The following is a 17,173-nucleotide window of genomic DNA, read 5'->3' on the forward strand; positions in this document are numbered from 1 at the left end:
CCGCGTGCTCGCGGCGGAGCATGCGATACTGCGTATCGCTTATGGCGTTAGAAACCACTCATTCGGAGTGCCCGAAGGCACCGTGCTCGCGGCGGAGCAGTGATTTCCCCCCTCACTCCCTTCTACCTCCTCCGCTACCAAACAAAAAGGCCTCACGCAGAGTTGCGCAAGGCCCGAAAAATGCGTCCGGCACTGCCGGAAAACACTATTTCTGACGGTAGATCTTGGTGTAACCGTAGATGGCTTCGTCGCCCAGTTCTTCTTCGATACGGAGGAGCTGGTTGTATTTGGCCATACGGTCCGAACGGCTCATCGAACCGGTCTTGATCTGACCCGAGTTGGTAGCCACAGCGATGTCGGCGATGGTAGCGTCTTCGGTTTCACCCGAACGGTGCGAAGTAACGCTGGTGTAGCCGGCACGGTGTGCCATTTCGATAGCGTCGAGGGTTTCGGTCAACGAACCGATCTGATTAACTTTGATCAGGATCGAGTTACCGCAACCCAGTTCGATACCTTTCTTCAGGAATTCTACGTTGGTAACGAAGAGGTCGTCACCTACGAGCTGGCAACGATCGCCGATAGCGGCGGTCAGTTTCTGCCAACCTTCCCAGTCGTTTTCGCTCATACCGTCTTCGATCGAGTCGATCGGGTATTTTTCAACGAGACCTTTGAGGTATTCAACCTGCTGGTCAGAGGTCAGTTTGGCACCTTTTTCGCCTTCGAAGATGGTGTAGTCGTAAACGCCGTCTTTGTAGAATTCAGACGAAGCGCAGTCCATACCGATGGCAACGTCGCCGCCATTGCATTTCAAACCGGGTTTGTAGCCGGCTTTCTTGATGGCTTCGATGATCGATTCGATGGCGTCTTCGGTACCTTTGAGGGTCGGAGCGAAACCACCTTCGTCACCTACTGCGGTCGAGAGGCCACGGTCGTGGAGCACTTTTTTCAGAGCGTGGAACACTTCGGCACCCATGCGCAGACCTTCACGGAAGGAGCTGGCACCTACCGGACGGATCATGAATTCCTGGAAGGCGATGGGGGCGTCAGAGTGCGAACCGCCGTTGATGATGTTCATCATCGGAACGGGGAGGGTTTTGGCGTTCGAGCCGCCGATGTAACGATACAGGGGCACACCCAGGTAGTTGGCAGCAGCTTTTGCGCAGGCGAGCGATACGCCGAGGATGGCATTTGCACCGAGGTTCGATTTGGTCGGAGTACCGTCCAGAGCGATCATGGTTTTGTCGATGCCGACCTGGTCGGTAACCATCATGCCTACGATCTCTTTGGCGATCACTTCGTTGACGTTCTGTACGGCTTTGAGCACGCCTTTGCCGAGGTAGCGACCTTTGTCGCCGTCACGGAGTTCGAGTGCTTCGTTTTCGCCGGTCGAGGCGCCGCTCGGAACGGCTGCACGGCCGAATGCGCCGCTGGCGGTCAGTACTTCAACTTCGATGGTCGGATTGCCGCGCGAGTCGAGAATCTCACGGGCGTGTACGCTGATGATTTGTCCCATTTCTTTAGTTATTGAAAAAGTTAATGTTCTGTCACACAAAGTAGTGAGGGGAATTTGCCAGCGTGGCAAATTCCCCTCAAAAGTAGTGCTTTGTTTTCGACTACGCAAATTTTTCGGTTGGCCGACCGCGGCGGAACACCACGAAGGCCTTTTCGAACAGGGCGTGTCTTATTCAGCTTTGGTTTCGGCAACTTCAGCAGCAGGAGCTTCAGCGGTTTCGGCTGCAGGAGCGGCAGCTTCGGTCGCGGTAGCCTGTGCGGCTTTTTTAGCGCCACCGGCACGACGGGTACGGCCTTTCGAAGCGGTTTTCTTGGCTGCACCAGCGTTCTGGGTGTATTCTGCGTTGAAGTCAACGAGTTCGATGAAGCAGGTTTCAGCACCGTCACCCTGACGGAAACCGGTTTTCAGGATACGGCAGTATCCACCCGGACGGTCAGCGATTTTGGGAGCCACTTCGCGGAAGAGTTCGGCTACGGCAGCTTTGTTTTTGAGGTAAGCGAATACCGTACGGCGCGAGTGGGTAGAGTCATCTTTCGATTTGGTGATGATGGGCTCTACGAAGGTGCGGAGTGCTTTGGCTTTGGCCAGGGTGGTATTGATGCGTTTGTGCAGGATCAACGACGCTGCCATGTTCGCCATCAGGGCCTTGCGGTGCGAAGCCTGACGGCCCAGGTGGTTGATGGTTTTGTTATGTCTCATGATTGTGTTTAGTCTTTGTCAAGTTTGTACTTAGCCACGTCCATCCCGAAGTGGAGATTCAGGCTTTCGAGGAGTTCGTCCAGTTCGGAGAGCGATTTCTTACCGAAGTTACGGAACTTCAGCAGGTCGCTGCGTTGGAAGCGGACGAGTTCGCCCAGGGTCTCGACTTCGGCTGCTTTCAGACAGTTCAGCGCGCGAACGGAGAGATCCTGTTCGGTGAGTTTGGTCTTGAGCAGTTGCCGCATGTGCAGGATATCCTCGTCGAACTCTTCGGTAGCGGTTTTTTCCTCGGTGTCCAGGTTGATCTTCTCGTCGGAGAAGAGCATGAAATGGAAGATGAGGATTTTGGCTGCTTCTTTGAGTGCGTCTTTCGGATGAATCGAGCCGTCGGTGGTGATTTCGATGGTCAGTTTTTCGTAGTCGGTCTTCTGTTCCACACGGTAGTTTTCGACCGAGTACTTAACATTCTTGATGGGTGTGTGAATCGAGTCAATCGGGAGCAGCCCAAACGGAGCATCGGCCGGACGGTTCTCTTCGGCAGGCACATAACCGCGCCCTTTTCCGATGGTGAGTTCCATCTGGAATTTCACGTCGGGTTCGAGGCGGCAGATCAGCAGGTCGGGGTTGAGTACTTTGAAACCGGTCATGAAGTTGGAGAGGTAACCGGCAGTCAGCTCGGTCACTCCGGTCACGTTGACGGTGACTTTTTCCGATTCTACGTTCTCAACGGTCCGTACCAGACGCACCTGTTTCAGGTTCAGAATGATTTCTATCATCTCTTCCATCACTCCGGGGATGGAAGCGAACTCGTGGTCTACGCCCGGGATGTGAACCGTGGTGAATGCGTAGCCTTCGAGTGATGACAGCAGTATTCGGCGGAGTGCATTACCGACCGTGATGCCGAAACCGGGCTCCAGCGGACGGAATTCAAACCGTCCGAAGGAGGCCGTGGAGTCGAGCATAATCACTTTGTCGGGCTTCTGGAATGCTAATATTGCCATAGTGTTTGTGCTCCTCGATTAATGACTATTTAGAATAGAGTTCGACGATCAGTTGCTCGTTGATATTTTCGGGGATTTCGGCCCGTTCGGGTTTCTGCATGAATTTACCCGACATGGTGGCGGCGTCCCATTCGATCCACGAGAAACGGCTGCGTTGGGTCGAACCCAGAGAGTTCTGGATTACTTCCAGCGATTTCGATTTCTCGCGAACGGCAACGATCTGGCCGGGTTTGAGGGTATACGAGGGGATGTTCACCACTTCGCCGTCCACGGTGATGTGGCGGTGCGACACGAGCTGACGGGCTGCGGCGCGGGTGGGAGCGATACCCAGACGATATACGACGTTGTCCAGACGCGATTCGAGCAGCTGGAGCAGCACTTCACCGGTTACACCACCGGCGCGTTCAGCGGCTTCGAAGGTGCGGCGGAACTGTTTTTCGAGCATGCCGTAAAGGGCTTTCACCTTCTGTTTTTCTTTCAGCTGCACGCCGTATTCCGAAACTTTCTTACGACGGCGGTTCAGACCGTGTTGTCCCGGGGGATAGTTTTTCTTTTCGAAAGAGGTGTCCGAGCCGAAGATCGGTTCGCCGAATTTACGGGCGATTTTGGTTCTTGGTCCTGTATAACGTGCCATTGTGTTTTTTACTTTTTTGTCTTTTGTTGAAAAGTGTGGTAAAATTTATCCGCAGTTGCGATACGATCCGGGGGGTCGTTCATCAGGCAGCCTCAGCGAGAGGCTGACACGGGCGTCCGACCCCGCAGAAGGATCAGACACGACGACGTGCCGGCGGACGGCAACCGTTATGGGGCAGGGGGGTAACGTCGATGATTTCGATCACTTCGATACCGGCGCCGTTGATGGTACGGATGGCGGATTCGCGGCCCGAGCCCGGTCCTTTTACATACACTTTCACTTTGCGAAGACCCAGGTCGTAGGCCACTTTGGCGCAGTCTTGCGCAGCGGTCTGAGCGGCGTAGGGGGTATTCTTTTTGGAGCCGCGGAAGCCCATTTTACCGGCCGAGCTCCAGCTGATCACTTGACCTTCAGCGTTGGTCAGGGTAACGATCACGTTGTTGAAGGTAGAGTGGATATGTGCTTGACCAAGTGCGTCAACTTTGACGACTTTCTTCTTTACTGATCCGGTTTTCTTTGCCATAATTTTATGCCTAATTGAAGTTAGGATACACGGTTAACTACTTGGTTGCCTTTTTCTTGTTAGCCACGGTCTTTTTGCGGCCCTTGCGGGTGCGGGCGTTGTTCTTGGTGCTCTGACCACGCACGGGCAGACCCAGACGGTGGCGGATACCGCGGTAGCAACCGATATCCATCAGGCGTTTGATGTTGAGCTGGATGGTGGAACGCAGTTCGCCTTCCACGCGGATACCCTCGGTGGCGATCACGTTACGGATGGCGCCGACCTGTTCGTCGGTCCAATCTTTCACTTTGGTATCCTGATCGATACCTGCCTTTGCGAGGATCTGGGCAGCGGTGCTGCGACCGATACCGTAGATATAGGTGAGGCCGATTACGCCCCGTTTGTTTTTAGGTAAGTCGACTCCGACAATACGTGCCATAAGTTCTGTTCTTTTTCTTTGAAATTCTTAAAACTCAGTGAATTCCTGAAGCTCTTGCCGGTGGGGACTAACCCTGACGCATTTTGAGTTTCGGGTTTTTCTTGCAGATCACGTACACGCGGCCTTTGCGGCGTACGATCTTGCAGTCTTCGCTGCGTTTTTTGATGGATGCTCTGACTTTCATCGTTTTGAGTTGTTTGATTTGGGAGGCGGACCGTCGCGGTCGTCCTCCGAAACATTACTTGTAGCGGAACGAAATGCGACCTTTGGTGAGGTCATAGGGCGACATTTCGACCTTTACCTTGTCACCGGGCAGAATCTTGATGTAGTGCATCCTCATCTTTCCGGAGATGTGGGCGGTGATTATGTGACCGTTGTCCAGCTCCACGCGGAACATGGCGTTGGACAGGGCTTCGATAATGGTACCGTCCTTTTCGATTGCAGCTTGTTTGGCCATTCAGTGTTGGTTTTTAAGCAGTGCGTACCCTTCTTTCGGACCTGCGGCAGCGTGAGGGGCAGCCGGTCAGTCGATCGGAAGGTTTTTCTCGATATACTCGAAAGTCGTGAGAACATCTGGCCCTTCGTCTGTGATCGCCACGGCGAACTCGAAATGGGCGGAGGGCTTACGGTCGGCGGTTCTGACAGTCCAACCGTCTTTTTCAAAGATTACGTTACGGGTGCCGAGGTTGATCATCGGTTCGATGCAGAGCACCATCCCGGCCTTGAGCTGGGGACCGCTGCCGCGTTTCCCGTAGTTGGGAACCTGCGGTTCCTCGTGCAGGCTGCGACCGAGGCCGTGGCCGACCATTTCGCGAACGACGGTCATGCCGTGGCTCTGGGCATACTCCTGTACGGCGTGGGAAATATCGCCAATCCTATTTCCCGCCTTTGCCTGCGCAACACCTCTATAAAGAGCTTCCTTGGTGACATCCAGCAGTTCCCGAGTACGCGGGTCTACCTCTCCTACCGCAAACGTGTAGGCGGAATCGCCATGAAAACCGTTCATATAAGCGCCGCAGTCGACCGACAGAATATCGCCTTCCTGCAGAGCGTAACCCGAGGGGATCCCGTGAACGATCTGTTCGTTGACCGACATGCAGAGCGTGGCGGGGAAACCTCCATAACCTTTGAAGTTGGGTACTGCACCGTGAGCACGGATATACTCTTCGGCCAGAGCGTCGAGTTCCAGTGTCGTAACTCCGGGACGGATGTTACGTCCGACGAGCGCGAGGGTTCGGCTGACGAGTTGGTTGCACTGGCGGAGCAGTTCGATCTCCTCTTTGGTTTTCAGGTATATCATAAATATATATGGAAGAACCTTTTTGTCGTTGGTTCAGTTTTGGGACGCAGGGTCTATCATCGGGGAAAGTGAACGGCATCGGGTGCCGTCCACTTCATATCCGGGCAGCGGACCGCGATCCGCGCCCACCCGATAACAGGTTTAGTTCATGCGTCCTTTCATACGTCCGCTTTTCATCAGACCGTCGTAGTGACGGAGCAGCAGGTGCGACTCGATTTGCTGCAGGGTATCGAGTACGACACCGACGAGGATCAGCAACGAAGTACCACCGTAGAAGAGGGCGAACTGGCCGTCCACTCCGATCATGTGGGCAAACACCGGCAGAACGGCTACGATTGCAAGGCAGATCGAACCGGGCAGGGTGATGCGGGTCATGATAGTGTCCAGGTAGCTTGCGGTCTGCTTGCCGGGTTTGATCCCGGGGATGAAACCGCCGTTGCGTTTCATGTCGTCTGACATCTGGTTGGTGTTGATGGTGATCGCGGTGTAGAAGTAGGTGAAAGCCATCACCAGCAGACCGAAGACGAGGTTGTACCAGAAGCCGTAGATGTTTCCAAACACGGCGCCGATACCTTGGGTAGCCTCGAATTTGGTGAAGATCAGGGGCAGCATCATGATCGCCTGGGCGAAGATGATGGGCATCACGCCGGCCGCATTGATCTTGAGCGGGATGTATTGGCGTACACCACCGTACTGTTTGTTACCGACGATACGTTTGGCGTATTGTACGGGGATTTTGCGTACGGCCTGTACCAGTGCGATCGTTCCGGCGAACACCAGGAAGAGGAGTACGAGTTCGACGATCAGCATCACGAATCCGCCGCCGGCGGTCGTGAATCGTGCGTTAAGCTCGGCCAGGAAGGCGTGCGGCAGACGGGCGATGATCCCGACCATGATGATCAGGGAGACGCCGTTACCGATACCTTTATCGGTGATTTTCTCGCCGAGCCACATGACGAACATGGTTCCGGCGATGAGCACCATCGTTGCGCTGAACGTGAACAGGAATGAGTTTCCGAGTACGAAGGCCGACGGCAGGAGCTGCTGGTTCAGGTTTACCAGGTAGGCAGGAGCCTGAATGAGCAGGATACCGATGGTCAGGTACCGGGTCCACTGATTGATCTTACGCCGGCCGCTTTCGCCCTCTTTCTGGAGTTTCTGGAAATAGGGGATAGCGATCCCGAGCAGTTGGATCACGATCGAGGCTGAGATGTAGGGCATGATCCCGAGGGCGAAGATAGATGCATTGGAGAATGCACCCCCGGAGAAGATGTCGAGCAGTCCCAGGAGCCCGTCCGCGGTCTGTTTCTGAAGGCCGGATCCGGAAAGGGCTTCCGGGTTGATGCCCGGAAGCACAACGAAGCTTCCCAGTCGGTAGATCAGAAGCAGCCCCAAGGTGTAGAGGATGCGGTTACGCAGCTCTTCGATCTTGAAGATGTTTCTAATGGTGTCGATTAGTTTTTTCATGAGCCGAGGCTAAAAAAGAGTGGGTGATTAGAGTTTGGTTGCGGTACCGCCCTGGGCTTCGATCGCGGCCTGAGCCGATTTCGAGAAGGCGTGTGCCGTAACGTCCACTTTTTTGGTCAGCGCTCCGGTTCCGAGCACTTTCACCACGTCGTTTTTAGACACCAGCCCGGCGGCTACCATTTCGGTTTGGCCGATGGTGGTGATGCCTTTAGCGGCCAGGGCTTCGATGGATACCAGGTTTACGGTTTTGAACACCACTTTGTTGGTGTTGGTGAAACCGAATTTCGGCAGACGGCGTTGCAGAGGCATCTGACCGCCTTGGAAGCCGCGTTTGTTTTTATAGCCCGAACGCGACTGGGCACCTTTGTGACCGCGCGTAGAGGTTCCGCCGTAGCCCGACCCTTGACCGCGGCCGATGCGTTTTTCGCTGTGCGTAGAGCCTTTGGCGGGTTTGATATTACTGAGGTTCATGGTTGTGTCTGTTTTTGAAAAGCCGGTTATTTAACTTCTTCAACGGTGACGAGATGTTTTACTTTCTCGACCATACCCATGATTTCGGGGCATTGGTTGTGTTCCACGCTCTGGCGGATCTTGCGCAGCCCGAGAGCGTCCAGATTGGCACGCTGCTGCTTGGTAGCACCGATGCGGCTTTTGGTCTGGGTGATTTTAACTATTGCCATTTCGCTGTAGTTTCTGAGTGGTTAAGGGTTACCCGTTAAATACTTGGGTCAGGGAAATACCGCGGGTTTCGGCGATGGTGACCGGGTCGCGCAGTTCGGCCAGGGCGGCAACGGTGGCTTTCACCAGGTTGTGCGGGTTGGACGAACCTTTGCTCTTTGCCAGCACGTTTTTCACGCCGACGCTTTCCAGCACGGCACGCATTGCACCCCCTGCGATCACACCGGTACCGGGCGAGGCCGGACGGAGCAGCACGCGCGAACCGCTGAATTTGGCGGTCTGTTCGTGGGGAATGGTACCTTTCAGTACGGGAACTTTGATGAGGTTCTTTTTAGCGTCTTCCACGCCTTTGGCGATGGCGGCGGTCACTTCGGAGGCTTTACCGAGGCCATAGCCTACGATGCCGTTTTCGTTCCCGACCACGACGATGGCGGAGAAGGTGAAGGTCCGACCACCTTTGGTAACTTTCGTTACACGCTGTATGCTAACCAGACGGTCTTTCAGTTCGATGTCGCTGGTGCGTACTTTTTTTATGTTGCTTGTTGACATAATCGTTTCGTTGGTCTTGATTAGAATTTAAGCCCGCCTTCGCGTGCGGCATCGGCCAGTTGTTTTACACGACCGTGGTAGAGGTAGCCGTTGCGGTCGAAGGCTACGGCGGTGATACCGGCGGCGAGGGCTTTGGCGGCTACGGCTTTACCTACGAGGGCTGCCACTTCGGTTTTGGTTTTGCCCTGTGCTGCTTCAGCCACTTCTTTATCCAGCGACGAGGCGGCGACGAGGGTTTTACCGGCCTGGTCGTCGATTACTTGGGCGTAGATTTGCTTGTTGCTGCGGAAAACCGTCAGACGGGGGGCTTCAGCCGTACCGTTCACGATTTTACGAATGCGCATCTTGATGCGTGCGCGTCTTGCTATTTTAGTAAGTGCCATTGTCTCTTAACTGTTATTTGGAGTTAGCTGACTTCCCTGCTTTGCGACGCAGTTGTTCGCCTACGAACTTGATACCTTTACCTTTGTAGGGTTCGGGTTTGCGCAGCGAGCGGATTTTGGCTGCCACCTGACCGAGCAGTTGTTTGTCGGCGCTCTTGAGGGTCAGGATCGGGTTGCCTTTCTTTTCTGCGAAAGCTTCGGCTTTCACTTCGGCGGGCAGCATGATGTGGATGTCATGCGAATACCCCAGGCTCAGTTCGAGGATTTGGCCTTTGACTTCGGCTTTGAAACCGACGCCGATGAGTTCTTGTTTGGTTTCGTATCCGGTCGATACGCCGTGCACCATATTGGCGATCAGGGCGCGATACAGACCGTGCATCGAACGATGACGCGGCTGGTCGGTCGGCCGTGTTACATGGACTACGTCTCCCTCGACCGTCACGGTGATGTCCGGATCGACTTTCTGAGAAAGTTGTCCGAGAGGGCCTTTCACGCTAACCACATTGTCGGCGCCAACGGTAACGGTAACGCCTTTAGGCAGGTTTACAGGTAATTTTCCAATTCTTGACATTGTATTGTCTGGTGTTTGTTAGATTAATATACGTAACACAGCACTTCGCCGCCAACGTTTTCTTTGCGGGCTTGCTTGTCGGTCATGATACCTTTGGAGGTCGAAACGATGGCGATGCCAAGGCCGTTCATCACGCGGGGCATTTCAGCCACGCTGGCATACTGGCGCAGGCCGGGACGGCTCACGCGAGTCAGGGCTTTGATCGCCGGGGTTTTGGTCTCCGGGTGGTACTTCAGGGCGATTTTGATCGTCGAGAAGCCTTTTTCGTTGGTTCCGAATTTGTAAGCGAGGATGTAGCCCTGTTCGTGCAGGATGCGTACGATCTCTTGCTTGATTTTCGAGCCGGGAGCTTCAACCACTTTGTGGTTGGCTTTCACCGCGTTTCTGATACGAGTCAGAAGATCTGCTATCGGATCTGTCATGGTTAAAAAATGAATTGTGTTATTTACTGTTTTTCAATGCGTTGCACTTCAAAACCGCGATTAGCAAAAGTTCATTAGTGCCCACAAAGAGTTGCAAAGTTACAAACTATTCCTTAATAATCAAATTATTAGCAATCATTTTCTCGCCATTTTTTCTTGCAGGCACCGGCCTGTACCATGACGGCTAAACAAAAAAAGCGCGAGACTTCACGATCAGTTCGTGAAGTCTCGCGTATCTTAATCATCGTGGGGAAGCGCGGAGTCAATAACCGCTCTGCCCCACTCAGCAGACTACCAGCTTGCTTTTTTCACACCCGGCAGCAGACCTGCGGATGCCATTTCGCGGAACTGGATACGGCTGATACCGAATTGGCGCATGTAGCCTTTCGGACGGCCGGTGATCTGGCAACGGTTGTGCAGACGGATCGGGTTGGAGTTTTTGGGCAGTTTGGCCAACCCTGCGTAGTCGCCGGCTTCTTTGAGGGCTTTACGTTTCGCTGCGTACCGTGCCACCAGCTTGGCCCGTTTCACTTCGCGGGCTTTCATCGATTCTTTTGCCATGGCTTAGTTCTTTTTAGCGTTTTTAAAAGGAAGACCGAACTGTTTGAGCAGCGCATAAGCTTCCGTGTCGTTCTGTGCGGTGGTCACGAAGGTGATTTCGACGCCGAAGATTTTGGTGATCTTGTCGATGTCGATTTCGGGGAAGATGATGTGTTCCTGCACACCCAGGGTGTAGTTGCCCTGACCGTCGAATTTGTCGTTGATGCCTTTGAAGTCGCGGATGCGGGGCAGCGATACGGCGATCAGACGTTCCAGGAATTCGTACATGCGGTCGCGACGCAGGGTCACGCGCACACCGATAGGCATCTGTTTACGCAGTTTGAAGTTCGAGATGTCTTTCTTCGAACGGGTTTGAACGGCGTGCTGACCGGCGATGGTCGAGAGTTCGGCCTGAGCCACTTCGACGAGTTTCTTGTCGGCAACGGCGGCACCGATACCCTGGTTGATGACGATCTTTTCGAGCTTCGGCACCTGCATGATGCTTTTGTAGCCGAATTCTTTCATCAGAGAGGGAATGATCTCCTCTTTGTATTTGGTCTTAAGTGAAGGTACGTATGCCATTATTTGATTTCCTCCCCTGATTTAACGGCCACGCGGACCAGTTTGCCTTTATCGTTTTTCTTACGTGCGACACGGGTCGGTTTCCCGGTCTTGGGATCGAGGGGCTGCAGGTTGCTGATGTGGATGGGGGCTTCCTGCTTTACGATACCGCCCTGGGGATTGGCGGCGTTGGGTTTGGTGTGTTTGCTCACCATGTTGACCCCTTCGACGATGGCGCGCTGCTTATCGACAAGCACCTCGAGCACTTTGCCCTGCTGGCCTTTGTTGTCGCCTGCATTGACGTACACCGTGTCCCCTTTTTTGATATGTAATTTGGTCGACATTTCTGTGTGTTTGTTAAAGGTGTGTGTATTACAGCACTTCGGGCGCCAGTGAAATGATTTTCATGTTGGCGTCGCGGAGTTCGCGGGCCACCGGGCCGAAGATACGCGTACCGCGCATTTCGCCGGCGTTGTTGAGCAGCACTACGGCGTTGTCGTCGAAGCGGATGTAGGAACCGTCCGGACGGCGGATCTCTTTTTTGGTGCGAACGACGATGGCTTTCGACACGGCGCCTTTTTTGATATCGCCCGACGGGGTAGCGCTTTTAACGCTCACGACGATTTTGTCGCCGATCGAGGCGTAACGGCGGCCGGTACCGCCAAGTACACGGATACAGAGAACTTCCTTGGCTCCGCTGTTATCGGCTACGGAGAGCCGGCTTTCTTGTTGTATCATGGTTACTTAGCTCTTTCAATGATTTCTACTAATCTCCACCGTTTGCTTTTGCTCAGCGGGCGGGTTTCCATGATGCGGACGGTATCGCCTTCGCCGCAGGTGTTTTCTTCGTCGTGAGCGACGAATTTGGTGGTTTTATTTACGAACTTGCCGTAGATCGGGTGTTTCACTTTACGTTTAACAGCAACGACGATCGATTTGTCCATCTTGTTGCTGACTACCACCCCGATTCTCTCTTTTCTAAGATTTCTTTCTTCCATGGCCTCTACTTGTTAATAGTGGTGGTTTGTTTTTCGCGCAGGATGGTCAGCATACGAGCGATGTCACGGCGCATATTTTTGATCGTGGTCGAATTTTCTGCCGGAGAAACCGCATGGTTCAGCTTGGCCTTCAGGAGGTTGGCTTTCTCAGTCTCCACACGTTCGATGATTTCGCCAGCAGTCAGTTCACGGATTTCTGATGTTTTCATGTCTTCGTGCTAGATTGAGTTTTCGGTATAATCGCGGCGGATGATGAATTTGGTGGTGATGGGCAGCTTCTGGGCGCCGAGACGGAGGGCTTCCTGAGCTACTGCCAGGGGCACCCCTTCGGCTTCGAAGAGGATGCGACCCGGGGTAACGGGAGCCACGAAACCTTCGGGCGAACCTTTACCTTTACCCATACGTACTTCGGCCGGTTTCTTGGTGATGGGTTTGTCCGGGAAGATACGGATCCACACCTGGCCTTCACGTTTCATCTCACGCACGATAGCCTGACGGGCTGCTTCAATCTGTCGTCCGGTGATCCACGCCGATTCCAGCGCTTTGATGCCGAACGAACCGAAAGACAATTCAGCTCCTCTCTGTGCCAGACCTTTCATGCGGCCTTTCTGCATTCTGCGAAATTTCGTCTTTTTTGGTTGTAACATGGTTAGTTCCTTTTAAGTCTGACGACAGATTACTGATTATTGCTATTGCGGTCGCCACCACGGCGGTCGTTACGACGGTCTCCGCGACGTTCGCCACGGCCACGGCCGCCACGACGTTCGTCACCGCGACGTTCGCCACCGCGGCCTGCGGTACCGGCAGCCGAAGCGTTCATGCCGGCGATGGGCGAGAGATCGCGTTTTGCATACACTTCGCCGTTGCAGATCCAGACTTTCACGCCGAGCAGGCCGACTTTGGTGAGGGCTTCTGCCAGGTTGTAGTCGATGTCTGCGCGGAAGGTGTGCAGCGGAATTCGGCCTTCTTTGTAGCTTTCGCTGCGGGCCATTTCGGCACCGCCCACACGACCCGAGATCTGGATTTTGATCCCTTCGGCGCCCATGCGCATGGTCGAGGCGATGGTGGTTTTGATGGCACGACGGTAGGAGATGCGGCCTTCTACCTGACGGGCGATGTTGTTCGAAACAATCACGGCGTCGAGTTCAGGACGTTTCACTTCGAAGATGTTGATCTGAACGTCTTTGCCGGTGAGTTTGCGGAGTTCTTCTTTAAGTTTGTCGACTTCGGCACCGCCTTTACCGATGATGATACCCGGACGCGAGGTGCTGATGGTCACGGTGACGAGTTTCAGCGTGCGTTCGATCACGATTTTGGAGATGCTGGCTTTGGCCAGACGGGCTCCGAGGTATTTGCGGATTTTCGAGTCTTCGACGAGTTTTGCCGGGAAGTCTTTGCCGCCATACCATGACGAGTCCCAGCCACGGATAATGCCCAGTCGATTGGCAATCGGATTTACTTTCTGTCCCATCTTAGTTCGCAGCGTTTTCAGGTTTCACTTCAGTGGTTTCGGCAGTCGCCTGCGCCGGAGCGGTTTTAGCGGCCGGAGCAGCTACTTCCATGCGGTCCACGATGATGGTTACATGGTTGGAGCGTTTGCGAATGCGGTGAGCGCGACCTTGCGGGGCAGCCTGGATACGTTTGAGCTGGCGACCGCCGTCTACGAAGATGGTTTTCACGCACAGAGGAGTTTCTTCGAGCGAAACACCCTGGTTTTTGGCTTCCCAGTTGGCGATGGCCGAACGGAGGAGCTTTTCGAGGCGTACCGAAGCCTCTTTTTTGCTGTAGCGCAGCATACCGAGGGCTTTGTTGATCTCAACGCCACGGATCATATCTGCGACAAGTCTCATTTTTCTGGGAGACGTCGGGCATTCACGCAGCGACGCGATGGCGGTCACGCGCTTTTCTGCCTTGAGCTTTTCAGCTCTCAATCTTTTTCTTGCACCCATTAGTTATGATGAATTACTTTTTTAACACTATTTTTTCTTGTTGCCCCCGTGACCGCGGAAGCTGCGGGTCGGTGCGAACTCACCCAGTTTGTGTCCTACCATGTTTTCGGTCACATAGACGGGGATGAATTTGTTCCCGTTGTGTACCGCCAGGGTATGGCCCACGAAGTCCGGAGAGATCATGCTGGCACGCGACCAGGTCTTGATAACCGATTTCTTGCCGCTTTCGTTCATGGCGAGAATCTTACCTTCGAGTTTCGGCTCGATATACGGTCCTTTTTTAAGTGAACGGCTCATTTACGCTGATTTTAGATTATTTATTCCTACGTGAAACGATGAACTTGGTAGTCGTTTTCTTCGGGTTGCGGGTTTTGTAGCCTTTGGCCAGAACGCCCGTACGCGAACGGGGATGGCCCCCTGAAGCACGACCTTCACCACCACCCATGGGGTGATCGACCGGGTTCATCACGACACCACGGTTGCGCGGACGACGGCCGAGCCAGCGTTTGCGACCGGCTTTACCGCTCTGCTCGAGGCTGTGGTCGGGGTTCGATACGGTCCCGACGGTAGCGCGGCAGGTGGTCAGCACCATCCGGGTTTCGCCTGAAGGAAGTTTAATAATGGCGTACTTGCCTTCGCGGGCAAGCAGCTGAGCGTAAGTCCCTGCCGAACGGGCCATGGCGGCGCCGCGACCGGGAGTGAGTTCAATGCAGTGCACAACGGTACCAAGAGGAATTTCCGAAAGGAATAGTGTGTTGCCCACTTCGGGTGCTACGCCCGCACCGCTGGCGATGGTCTGGCCTACTTTGAGCCCTACGGGGGCTACGATGTAGCGTTTTTCGCCGTCGGCGTATACCACCAGCGCGATACGTGCGCTGCGGTTCGGGTCGTATTCGATGGTTTTAACCGTAGCGGTCATACCATCTTTGTTGCGCATGAAGTCGATGATGCGGTACTGACGTTTGTGTCCACCACCGATGTAGCGCATGGTCATTTTACCGGTATTGTTACGGCCGCCCGTAGATTTGAGCGACGTTACCAGTGATTTTTCCGGGGTCGAAGTAGTAATATCGTCGAACGTGCCGATAATTTTGTGTCTCTGACCCGGGGTCATCGGTTTGAATTTTCTTACTGCCATCGTCTTTAGATATTACTGTAAAAATCGATCTTGTCTTCGCCCCCGAGGGTAACGATTGCTTTTTTGTAACGGTTCTGACGCCCTTCGAGCATCCCGGCTTTGGTGTAGCGGCTCTTGTATTTGCCGTCGTAGTTGCAGGTGTTCACCTCGGCAACGACAACGCCGTACATAGCTTCCACCGCTGCTTTGATCTGCAGTTTATTGGCGCGCGGATCTACAATAAAACCGTAGCGGTTCAGTTTTTCGCCCTGAGCCGTCATTTTTTCGGTTAATATCGGCTTAATTAAAATTTCCATGATTCTTGAGTCGTAATCGTTACTGGATTCCACAAACTTGCTGCATGGTCGCTACGGCACCTTCGCCACCGATGAGCAGGTGAGCTGCGTTCATCACGTCATAGGTGTTCAGGTTCTGGGCCTGGATCACTTTCACGTTCGGCAGGTTACGCGAGGCCAGGATCACGCCGGTGTTGTTCATGTCGCCGCACAGTACCACGAGGGTCTTTTTGTCGGCGATGCCCAGGTTTTTGGCTGCAGCCAGGAATTCTTTGGTTTTGGGCTGCATTTCGAGGGTATCGACAACGGTGATGGCGGCGTTTTGCGCTTTGTAGGTCAGGGCGCTGCGACGGGCCAGTTGTTTGAGTTTCTTGTTGAGTTTGAAGCTGTAGTCGCGGGGTACGGGACCGAATACGCGGCCACCGCCTACGAACAGCGGAGAGAGGATCGAACCGCTACGTGCGCCGCCGGTACCTTTTTGCTTTTTCAGCTTGCGGGTCGAGCCGGCCACTTCGTTGCGTTGTTTCGATTTGTGGGTACCCTGGCGTTGGTTGGCCAGATACTGTTTCACGTCCAGATAGATGGCGTGGTCGTTAGGCTGTTCGAGTGCGAATACCGCATCGTTCAGGGTGATCTTCTTCCCGGTCTCTTTACCGGTAATGTCGAATACGTTCAATTCCATAGTCTTGTTCCCCTTAGCCTTCGATTAACAGATAAGATCCTTTGGCGCCCGGGATAGAACCTTTCACGAGGAGGAGGTTGTTTTCCGGAATCACCTTGAGCACTTTCAGGTTGAGCACTTTCACCTGCTCACCCCCGGTACGGCCCGGCATGCGTTTGCCTTTGAACACGCGCGAGGGGTACGACGATGCGCCCAGCGAACCGACGTGACGCTGACGGTTGTGCTGACCGTGGGTTTGACCGCCCACACCGCCGAAACCGTGACGTTTCACGACGCCCTGGAAACCTTTCCCTTTCGAGATACCGGTCACATCGACCCATTCGCCTTCTTCGATCACGTCAACACCGACAACATCGCCCAGATTCGGCATCGTTTCGAACGATTTGAATTCGGCGATTTTGCGTTTCGGAGTGGTGTTCGCTTTAGCGAAGTGCCCCATCATAGGCTTGCTGGTGTGTTTTTCCTTTTTGTCGTCATAGGCAAGCTGCACAGCGGCATAGCCGTCTTTTTCGACGGTTTTCACCTGCGTAACCACACACGGACCAGCTTCGATAACAGTGCATGGGATATTTTTCCCCTCGGCACTGAAAACGGATGTCATTCCGATTTTCTTTCCAATTAGTCCTGACATTTTGTTGATTAATGGTTTGTTTTTCGGTTAATGCCTTTTCAACTCTGCCCATCGACAAGTGCACTAACGCTCAGTCAGTTACCTGCATAACCAGAGCAAAGGCGACTGCAAAGATACGGCTTTTCGGTTGATTATCAAATTTTTCACGCTTTTTTTTCATTCTTGGGCATTCATTTTCAGGCGATAGGGGCCGCAAAGCGCAAAAAAGTCCCGCCTCCGGATGGGGCGGGACTCGATCATC

Annotated in this window: 30 protein-coding genes; all 30 read right to left on the bottom strand. The window is 53.9% G+C overall.

Going from position 1 to position 17,173, the window contains the following annotated elements; genetic code table 11:
* Window positions 1–205: 205 nt before the first annotated feature.
* Window positions 206–1,513, bottom strand: coding sequence for a phosphopyruvate hydratase (gene eno, locus BQ5379_RS05445; protein WP_071134501.1), 1,308 nt, complete (start codon window positions 1,511–1,513; stop codon window positions 206–208).
* A gap of 168 nt (window positions 1,514–1,681) precedes the next feature.
* Window positions 1,682–2,212, bottom strand: coding sequence for a 50S ribosomal protein L17 (gene rplQ, locus BQ5379_RS05450; RefSeq protein WP_071134502.1), 531 nt, complete (start codon window positions 2,210–2,212; stop codon window positions 1,682–1,684).
* 8 nt (window positions 2,213–2,220) lie between these two features.
* Window positions 2,221–3,213 carry a DNA-directed RNA polymerase subunit alpha gene (locus BQ5379_RS05455; RefSeq protein ID WP_071134503.1) on the bottom strand — a complete coding sequence of 331 codons (993 nt, stop codon included), beginning with the start codon at window positions 3,211–3,213 and terminating at the stop codon, window positions 2,221–2,223.
* 25 nt (window positions 3,214–3,238) lie between these two features.
* Window positions 3,239–3,847, bottom strand: coding sequence for a 30S ribosomal protein S4 (gene rpsD / locus BQ5379_RS05460; RefSeq protein WP_071134504.1), 609 nt, complete (start codon window positions 3,845–3,847; stop codon window positions 3,239–3,241).
* A 133-nt stretch (window positions 3,848–3,980) separates the two neighbouring features.
* Window positions 3,981–4,370 (bottom strand): 30S ribosomal protein S11, encoded by a 390-nt coding sequence (rpsK, locus tag BQ5379_RS05465; protein WP_071134505.1) that lies wholly within the window; start codon window positions 4,368–4,370, stop codon window positions 3,981–3,983.
* A gap of 37 nt (window positions 4,371–4,407) precedes the next feature.
* Entirely contained in the window at window positions 4,408–4,788 is a 381-nt protein-coding gene (gene rpsM / locus BQ5379_RS05470) for a 30S ribosomal protein S13 (protein ID WP_071134506.1), read from the bottom strand.
* 67 nt (window positions 4,789–4,855) lie between these two features.
* On the bottom strand, window positions 4,856–4,972 hold the full coding sequence (gene ykgO, locus BQ5379_RS05475) for a type B 50S ribosomal protein L36 (RefSeq protein WP_027290520.1): 117 nt from the start codon (window positions 4,970–4,972) through the stop codon (window positions 4,856–4,858).
* Between the two features lie 54 nt (window positions 4,973–5,026).
* Complete coding sequence (infA, locus tag BQ5379_RS05480) at window positions 5,027–5,245, bottom strand: translation initiation factor IF-1 (protein ID WP_022063789.1); 219 nt, start codon at window positions 5,243–5,245, stop codon at window positions 5,027–5,029.
* Between the two features lie 66 nt (window positions 5,246–5,311).
* Window positions 5,312–6,088 carry a type I methionyl aminopeptidase gene (map, locus tag BQ5379_RS05485; protein WP_071134507.1) on the bottom strand — a complete coding sequence of 259 codons (777 nt, stop codon included), beginning with the start codon at window positions 6,086–6,088 and terminating at the stop codon, window positions 5,312–5,314.
* Between the two features lie 141 nt (window positions 6,089–6,229).
* Window positions 6,230–7,555, bottom strand: a complete 1,326-nt coding sequence (secY, locus tag BQ5379_RS05490) for a preprotein translocase subunit SecY (RefSeq protein ID WP_071134508.1) — start codon at window positions 7,553–7,555, stop codon at window positions 6,230–6,232.
* A gap of 27 nt (window positions 7,556–7,582) precedes the next feature.
* Complete coding sequence (rplO, locus tag BQ5379_RS05495; protein ID WP_071134509.1) at window positions 7,583–8,026, bottom strand: 50S ribosomal protein L15; 444 nt, start codon at window positions 8,024–8,026, stop codon at window positions 7,583–7,585.
* Window positions 8,027–8,052: 26 nt separating this feature from the next.
* Window positions 8,053–8,235 carry a 50S ribosomal protein L30 gene (rpmD, locus tag BQ5379_RS05500; protein WP_071134510.1) on the bottom strand — a complete coding sequence of 61 codons (183 nt, stop codon included), beginning with the start codon at window positions 8,233–8,235 and terminating at the stop codon, window positions 8,053–8,055.
* A gap of 28 nt (window positions 8,236–8,263) precedes the next feature.
* On the bottom strand, window positions 8,264–8,782 hold the full coding sequence (gene rpsE / locus BQ5379_RS05505; RefSeq protein ID WP_071134511.1) for a 30S ribosomal protein S5: 519 nt from the start codon (window positions 8,780–8,782) through the stop codon (window positions 8,264–8,266).
* Window positions 8,783–8,802: 20 nt separating this feature from the next.
* The gene (rplR, locus tag BQ5379_RS05510) at window positions 8,803–9,165 is read right to left on the bottom strand and encodes a 50S ribosomal protein L18 (protein ID WP_071134512.1); all 363 of its coding nucleotides are present in this window, start codon (window positions 9,163–9,165) and stop codon (window positions 8,803–8,805) included.
* Window positions 9,166–9,178: 13 nt separating this feature from the next.
* Complete coding sequence (gene rplF, locus BQ5379_RS05515) at window positions 9,179–9,736, bottom strand: 50S ribosomal protein L6 (protein WP_071134513.1); 558 nt, start codon at window positions 9,734–9,736, stop codon at window positions 9,179–9,181.
* Window positions 9,737–9,759: 23 nt separating this feature from the next.
* Window positions 9,760–10,158 carry a 30S ribosomal protein S8 gene (rpsH, locus tag BQ5379_RS05520; RefSeq protein ID WP_071134514.1) on the bottom strand — a complete coding sequence of 133 codons (399 nt, stop codon included), beginning with the start codon at window positions 10,156–10,158 and terminating at the stop codon, window positions 9,760–9,762.
* Window positions 10,159–10,449: 291 nt separating this feature from the next.
* Entirely contained in the window at window positions 10,450–10,719 is a 270-nt protein-coding gene (gene rpsN / locus BQ5379_RS05525; RefSeq protein WP_027290530.1) for a 30S ribosomal protein S14, read from the bottom strand.
* Between the two features lie 3 nt (window positions 10,720–10,722).
* Complete coding sequence (gene rplE / locus BQ5379_RS05530; RefSeq protein WP_071134515.1) at window positions 10,723–11,280, bottom strand: 50S ribosomal protein L5; 558 nt, start codon at window positions 11,278–11,280, stop codon at window positions 10,723–10,725.
* Entirely contained in the window at window positions 11,280–11,603 is a 324-nt protein-coding gene (gene rplX / locus BQ5379_RS05535; protein ID WP_071134516.1) for a 50S ribosomal protein L24, read from the bottom strand. Before rplX ends, rplE begins: the two co-directional genes overlap by 1 nt.
* A gap of 28 nt (window positions 11,604–11,631) precedes the next feature.
* Window positions 11,632–11,997: a 50S ribosomal protein L14 gene (gene rplN / locus BQ5379_RS05540; protein ID WP_027290533.1), complete on the bottom strand. Its 366-nt coding sequence runs from the start codon at window positions 11,995–11,997 to the stop codon at window positions 11,632–11,634.
* 2 nt (window positions 11,998–11,999) lie between these two features.
* A complete protein-coding gene (gene rpsQ, locus BQ5379_RS05545; protein ID WP_071134517.1) occupies window positions 12,000–12,257 on the bottom strand; it encodes a 30S ribosomal protein S17 in 258 nt (85 codons plus the stop codon).
* Window positions 12,258–12,262: 5 nt separating this feature from the next.
* Window positions 12,263–12,466 carry a 50S ribosomal protein L29 gene (rpmC, locus tag BQ5379_RS05550; RefSeq protein ID WP_071134518.1) on the bottom strand — a complete coding sequence of 68 codons (204 nt, stop codon included), beginning with the start codon at window positions 12,464–12,466 and terminating at the stop codon, window positions 12,263–12,265.
* A gap of 9 nt (window positions 12,467–12,475) precedes the next feature.
* Window positions 12,476–12,904 carry a 50S ribosomal protein L16 gene (rplP, locus tag BQ5379_RS05555; RefSeq protein ID WP_071134519.1) on the bottom strand — a complete coding sequence of 143 codons (429 nt, stop codon included), beginning with the start codon at window positions 12,902–12,904 and terminating at the stop codon, window positions 12,476–12,478.
* 29 nt (window positions 12,905–12,933) lie between these two features.
* A complete protein-coding gene (gene rpsC, locus BQ5379_RS05560) occupies window positions 12,934–13,728 on the bottom strand; it encodes a 30S ribosomal protein S3 (protein ID WP_071134520.1) in 795 nt (264 codons plus the stop codon).
* Window position 13,729: 1 nt separating this feature from the next.
* On the bottom strand, window positions 13,730–14,206 hold the full coding sequence (rplV, locus tag BQ5379_RS05565) for a 50S ribosomal protein L22 (protein WP_071134521.1): 477 nt from the start codon (window positions 14,204–14,206) through the stop codon (window positions 13,730–13,732).
* A gap of 27 nt (window positions 14,207–14,233) precedes the next feature.
* Complete coding sequence (gene rpsS / locus BQ5379_RS05570) at window positions 14,234–14,503, bottom strand: 30S ribosomal protein S19 (RefSeq protein ID WP_027290538.1); 270 nt, start codon at window positions 14,501–14,503, stop codon at window positions 14,234–14,236.
* Between the two features lie 16 nt (window positions 14,504–14,519).
* Window positions 14,520–15,344 (bottom strand): 50S ribosomal protein L2, encoded by an 825-nt coding sequence (rplB, locus tag BQ5379_RS05575; protein WP_071134522.1) that lies wholly within the window; start codon window positions 15,342–15,344, stop codon window positions 14,520–14,522.
* 5 nt (window positions 15,345–15,349) lie between these two features.
* A complete protein-coding gene (rplW, locus tag BQ5379_RS05580) occupies window positions 15,350–15,640 on the bottom strand; it encodes a 50S ribosomal protein L23 (protein ID WP_027290540.1) in 291 nt (96 codons plus the stop codon).
* Window positions 15,641–15,659: 19 nt separating this feature from the next.
* A complete protein-coding gene (gene rplD / locus BQ5379_RS05585) occupies window positions 15,660–16,301 on the bottom strand; it encodes a 50S ribosomal protein L4 (protein WP_071134523.1) in 642 nt (213 codons plus the stop codon).
* 13 nt (window positions 16,302–16,314) lie between these two features.
* A complete protein-coding gene (gene rplC, locus BQ5379_RS05590; RefSeq protein ID WP_071134524.1) occupies window positions 16,315–16,932 on the bottom strand; it encodes a 50S ribosomal protein L3 in 618 nt (205 codons plus the stop codon).
* Window positions 16,933–17,173 lie beyond the last annotated feature (241 nt).

This window comes from Millionella massiliensis (genome assembly GCF_900104655.1).
GTDB classification, from domain to species: Bacteria; Bacteroidota; Bacteroidia; order Bacteroidales; family Rikenellaceae; genus Rikenella; species Rikenella massiliensis.

Bases quoted from the DNA above. Each gene is read 5' to 3' on its own strand.
- rpsQ (WP_071134517.1), bottom strand. From the start codon at position 12,257: ATGGAAGAAAGAAATCTTAGAAAAGAGAGAATCGGGGTGGTAGTCAGC.
- rpmD (WP_071134510.1), bottom strand. From the start codon at position 8,235: ATGGCAATAGTTAAAATCACCCAGACCAAAAGCCGCATCGGTGCTACC.
- rpsD (WP_071134504.1), bottom strand. From the start codon at position 3,847: ATGGCACGTTATACAGGACCAAGAACCAAAATCGCCCGTAAATTCGGC.
- infA (WP_022063789.1), bottom strand. From the start codon at position 5,245: ATGGCCAAACAAGCTGCAATCGAAAAGGACGGTACCATTATCGAAGCC.
- rplP (WP_071134519.1), bottom strand. From the start codon at position 12,904: ATGTTACAACCAAAAAAGACGAAATTTCGCAGAATGCAGAAAGGCCGC.
- rplC (WP_071134524.1), bottom strand. From the start codon at position 16,932: ATGTCAGGACTAATTGGAAAGAAAATCGGAATGACATCCGTTTTCAGT.
- rplO (WP_071134509.1), bottom strand. From the start codon at position 8,026: ATGAACCTCAGTAATATCAAACCCGCCAAAGGCTCTACGCACAGCGAA.
- secY (WP_071134508.1), bottom strand. From the start codon at position 7,555: ATGAAAAAACTAATCGACACCATTAGAAACATCTTCAAGATCGAAGAG.
- rplF (WP_071134513.1), bottom strand. From the start codon at position 9,736: ATGTCAAGAATTGGAAAATTACCTGTAAACCTGCCTAAAGGCGTTACC.
- rplD (WP_071134523.1), bottom strand. From the start codon at position 16,301: ATGGAATTGAACGTATTCGACATTACCGGTAAAGAGACCGGGAAGAAG.
- rpsM (WP_071134506.1), bottom strand. From the start codon at position 4,788: ATGGCACGTATTGTCGGAGTCGACTTACCTAAAAACAAACGGGGCGTA.
- BQ5379_RS05455 (WP_071134503.1), bottom strand. From the start codon at position 3,213: ATGGCAATATTAGCATTCCAGAAGCCCGACAAAGTGATTATGCTCGAC.
- rplE (WP_071134515.1), bottom strand. From the start codon at position 11,280: ATGGCATACGTACCTTCACTTAAGACCAAATACAAAGAGGAGATCATT.
- rpsN (WP_027290530.1), bottom strand. From the start codon at position 10,719: ATGGCAAAAGAATCGATGAAAGCCCGCGAAGTGAAACGGGCCAAGCTG.
- rplX (WP_071134516.1), bottom strand. From the start codon at position 11,603: ATGTCGACCAAATTACATATCAAAAAAGGGGACACGGTGTACGTCAAT.
- rplN (WP_027290533.1), bottom strand. From the start codon at position 11,997: ATGATACAACAAGAAAGCCGGCTCTCCGTAGCCGATAACAGCGGAGCC.
- rpsE (WP_071134511.1), bottom strand. From the start codon at position 8,782: ATGTCAACAAGCAACATAAAAAAAGTACGCACCAGCGACATCGAACTG.
- map (WP_071134507.1), bottom strand. From the start codon at position 6,088: ATGATATACCTGAAAACCAAAGAGGAGATCGAACTGCTCCGCCAGTGC.
- rpmC (WP_071134518.1), bottom strand. From the start codon at position 12,466: ATGAAAACATCAGAAATCCGTGAACTGACTGCTGGCGAAATCATCGAA.
- rplV (WP_071134521.1), bottom strand. From the start codon at position 14,206: ATGGGTGCAAGAAAAAGATTGAGAGCTGAAAAGCTCAAGGCAGAAAAG.
- rpsS (WP_027290538.1), bottom strand. From the start codon at position 14,503: ATGAGCCGTTCACTTAAAAAAGGACCGTATATCGAGCCGAAACTCGAA.
- rplQ (WP_071134502.1), bottom strand. From the start codon at position 2,212: ATGAGACATAACAAAACCATCAACCACCTGGGCCGTCAGGCTTCGCAC.
- rpsC (WP_071134520.1), bottom strand. From the start codon at position 13,728: ATGGGACAGAAAGTAAATCCGATTGCCAATCGACTGGGCATTATCCGT.
- eno (WP_071134501.1), bottom strand. From the start codon at position 1,513: ATGGGACAAATCATCAGCGTACACGCCCGTGAGATTCTCGACTCGCGC.
- rplB (WP_071134522.1), bottom strand. From the start codon at position 15,344: ATGGCAGTAAGAAAATTCAAACCGATGACCCCGGGTCAGAGACACAAA.
- rpsK (WP_071134505.1), bottom strand. From the start codon at position 4,370: ATGGCAAAGAAAACCGGATCAGTAAAGAAGAAAGTCGTCAAAGTTGAC.
- rplW (WP_027290540.1), bottom strand. From the start codon at position 15,640: ATGGAAATTTTAATTAAGCCGATATTAACCGAAAAAATGACGGCTCAG.
- rplR (WP_071134512.1), bottom strand. From the start codon at position 9,165: ATGGCACTTACTAAAATAGCAAGACGCGCACGCATCAAGATGCGCATT.
- rpsH (WP_071134514.1), bottom strand. From the start codon at position 10,158: ATGACAGATCCGATAGCAGATCTTCTGACTCGTATCAGAAACGCGGTG.
- ykgO (WP_027290520.1), bottom strand. From the start codon at position 4,972: ATGAAAGTCAGAGCATCCATCAAAAAACGCAGCGAAGACTGCAAGATC.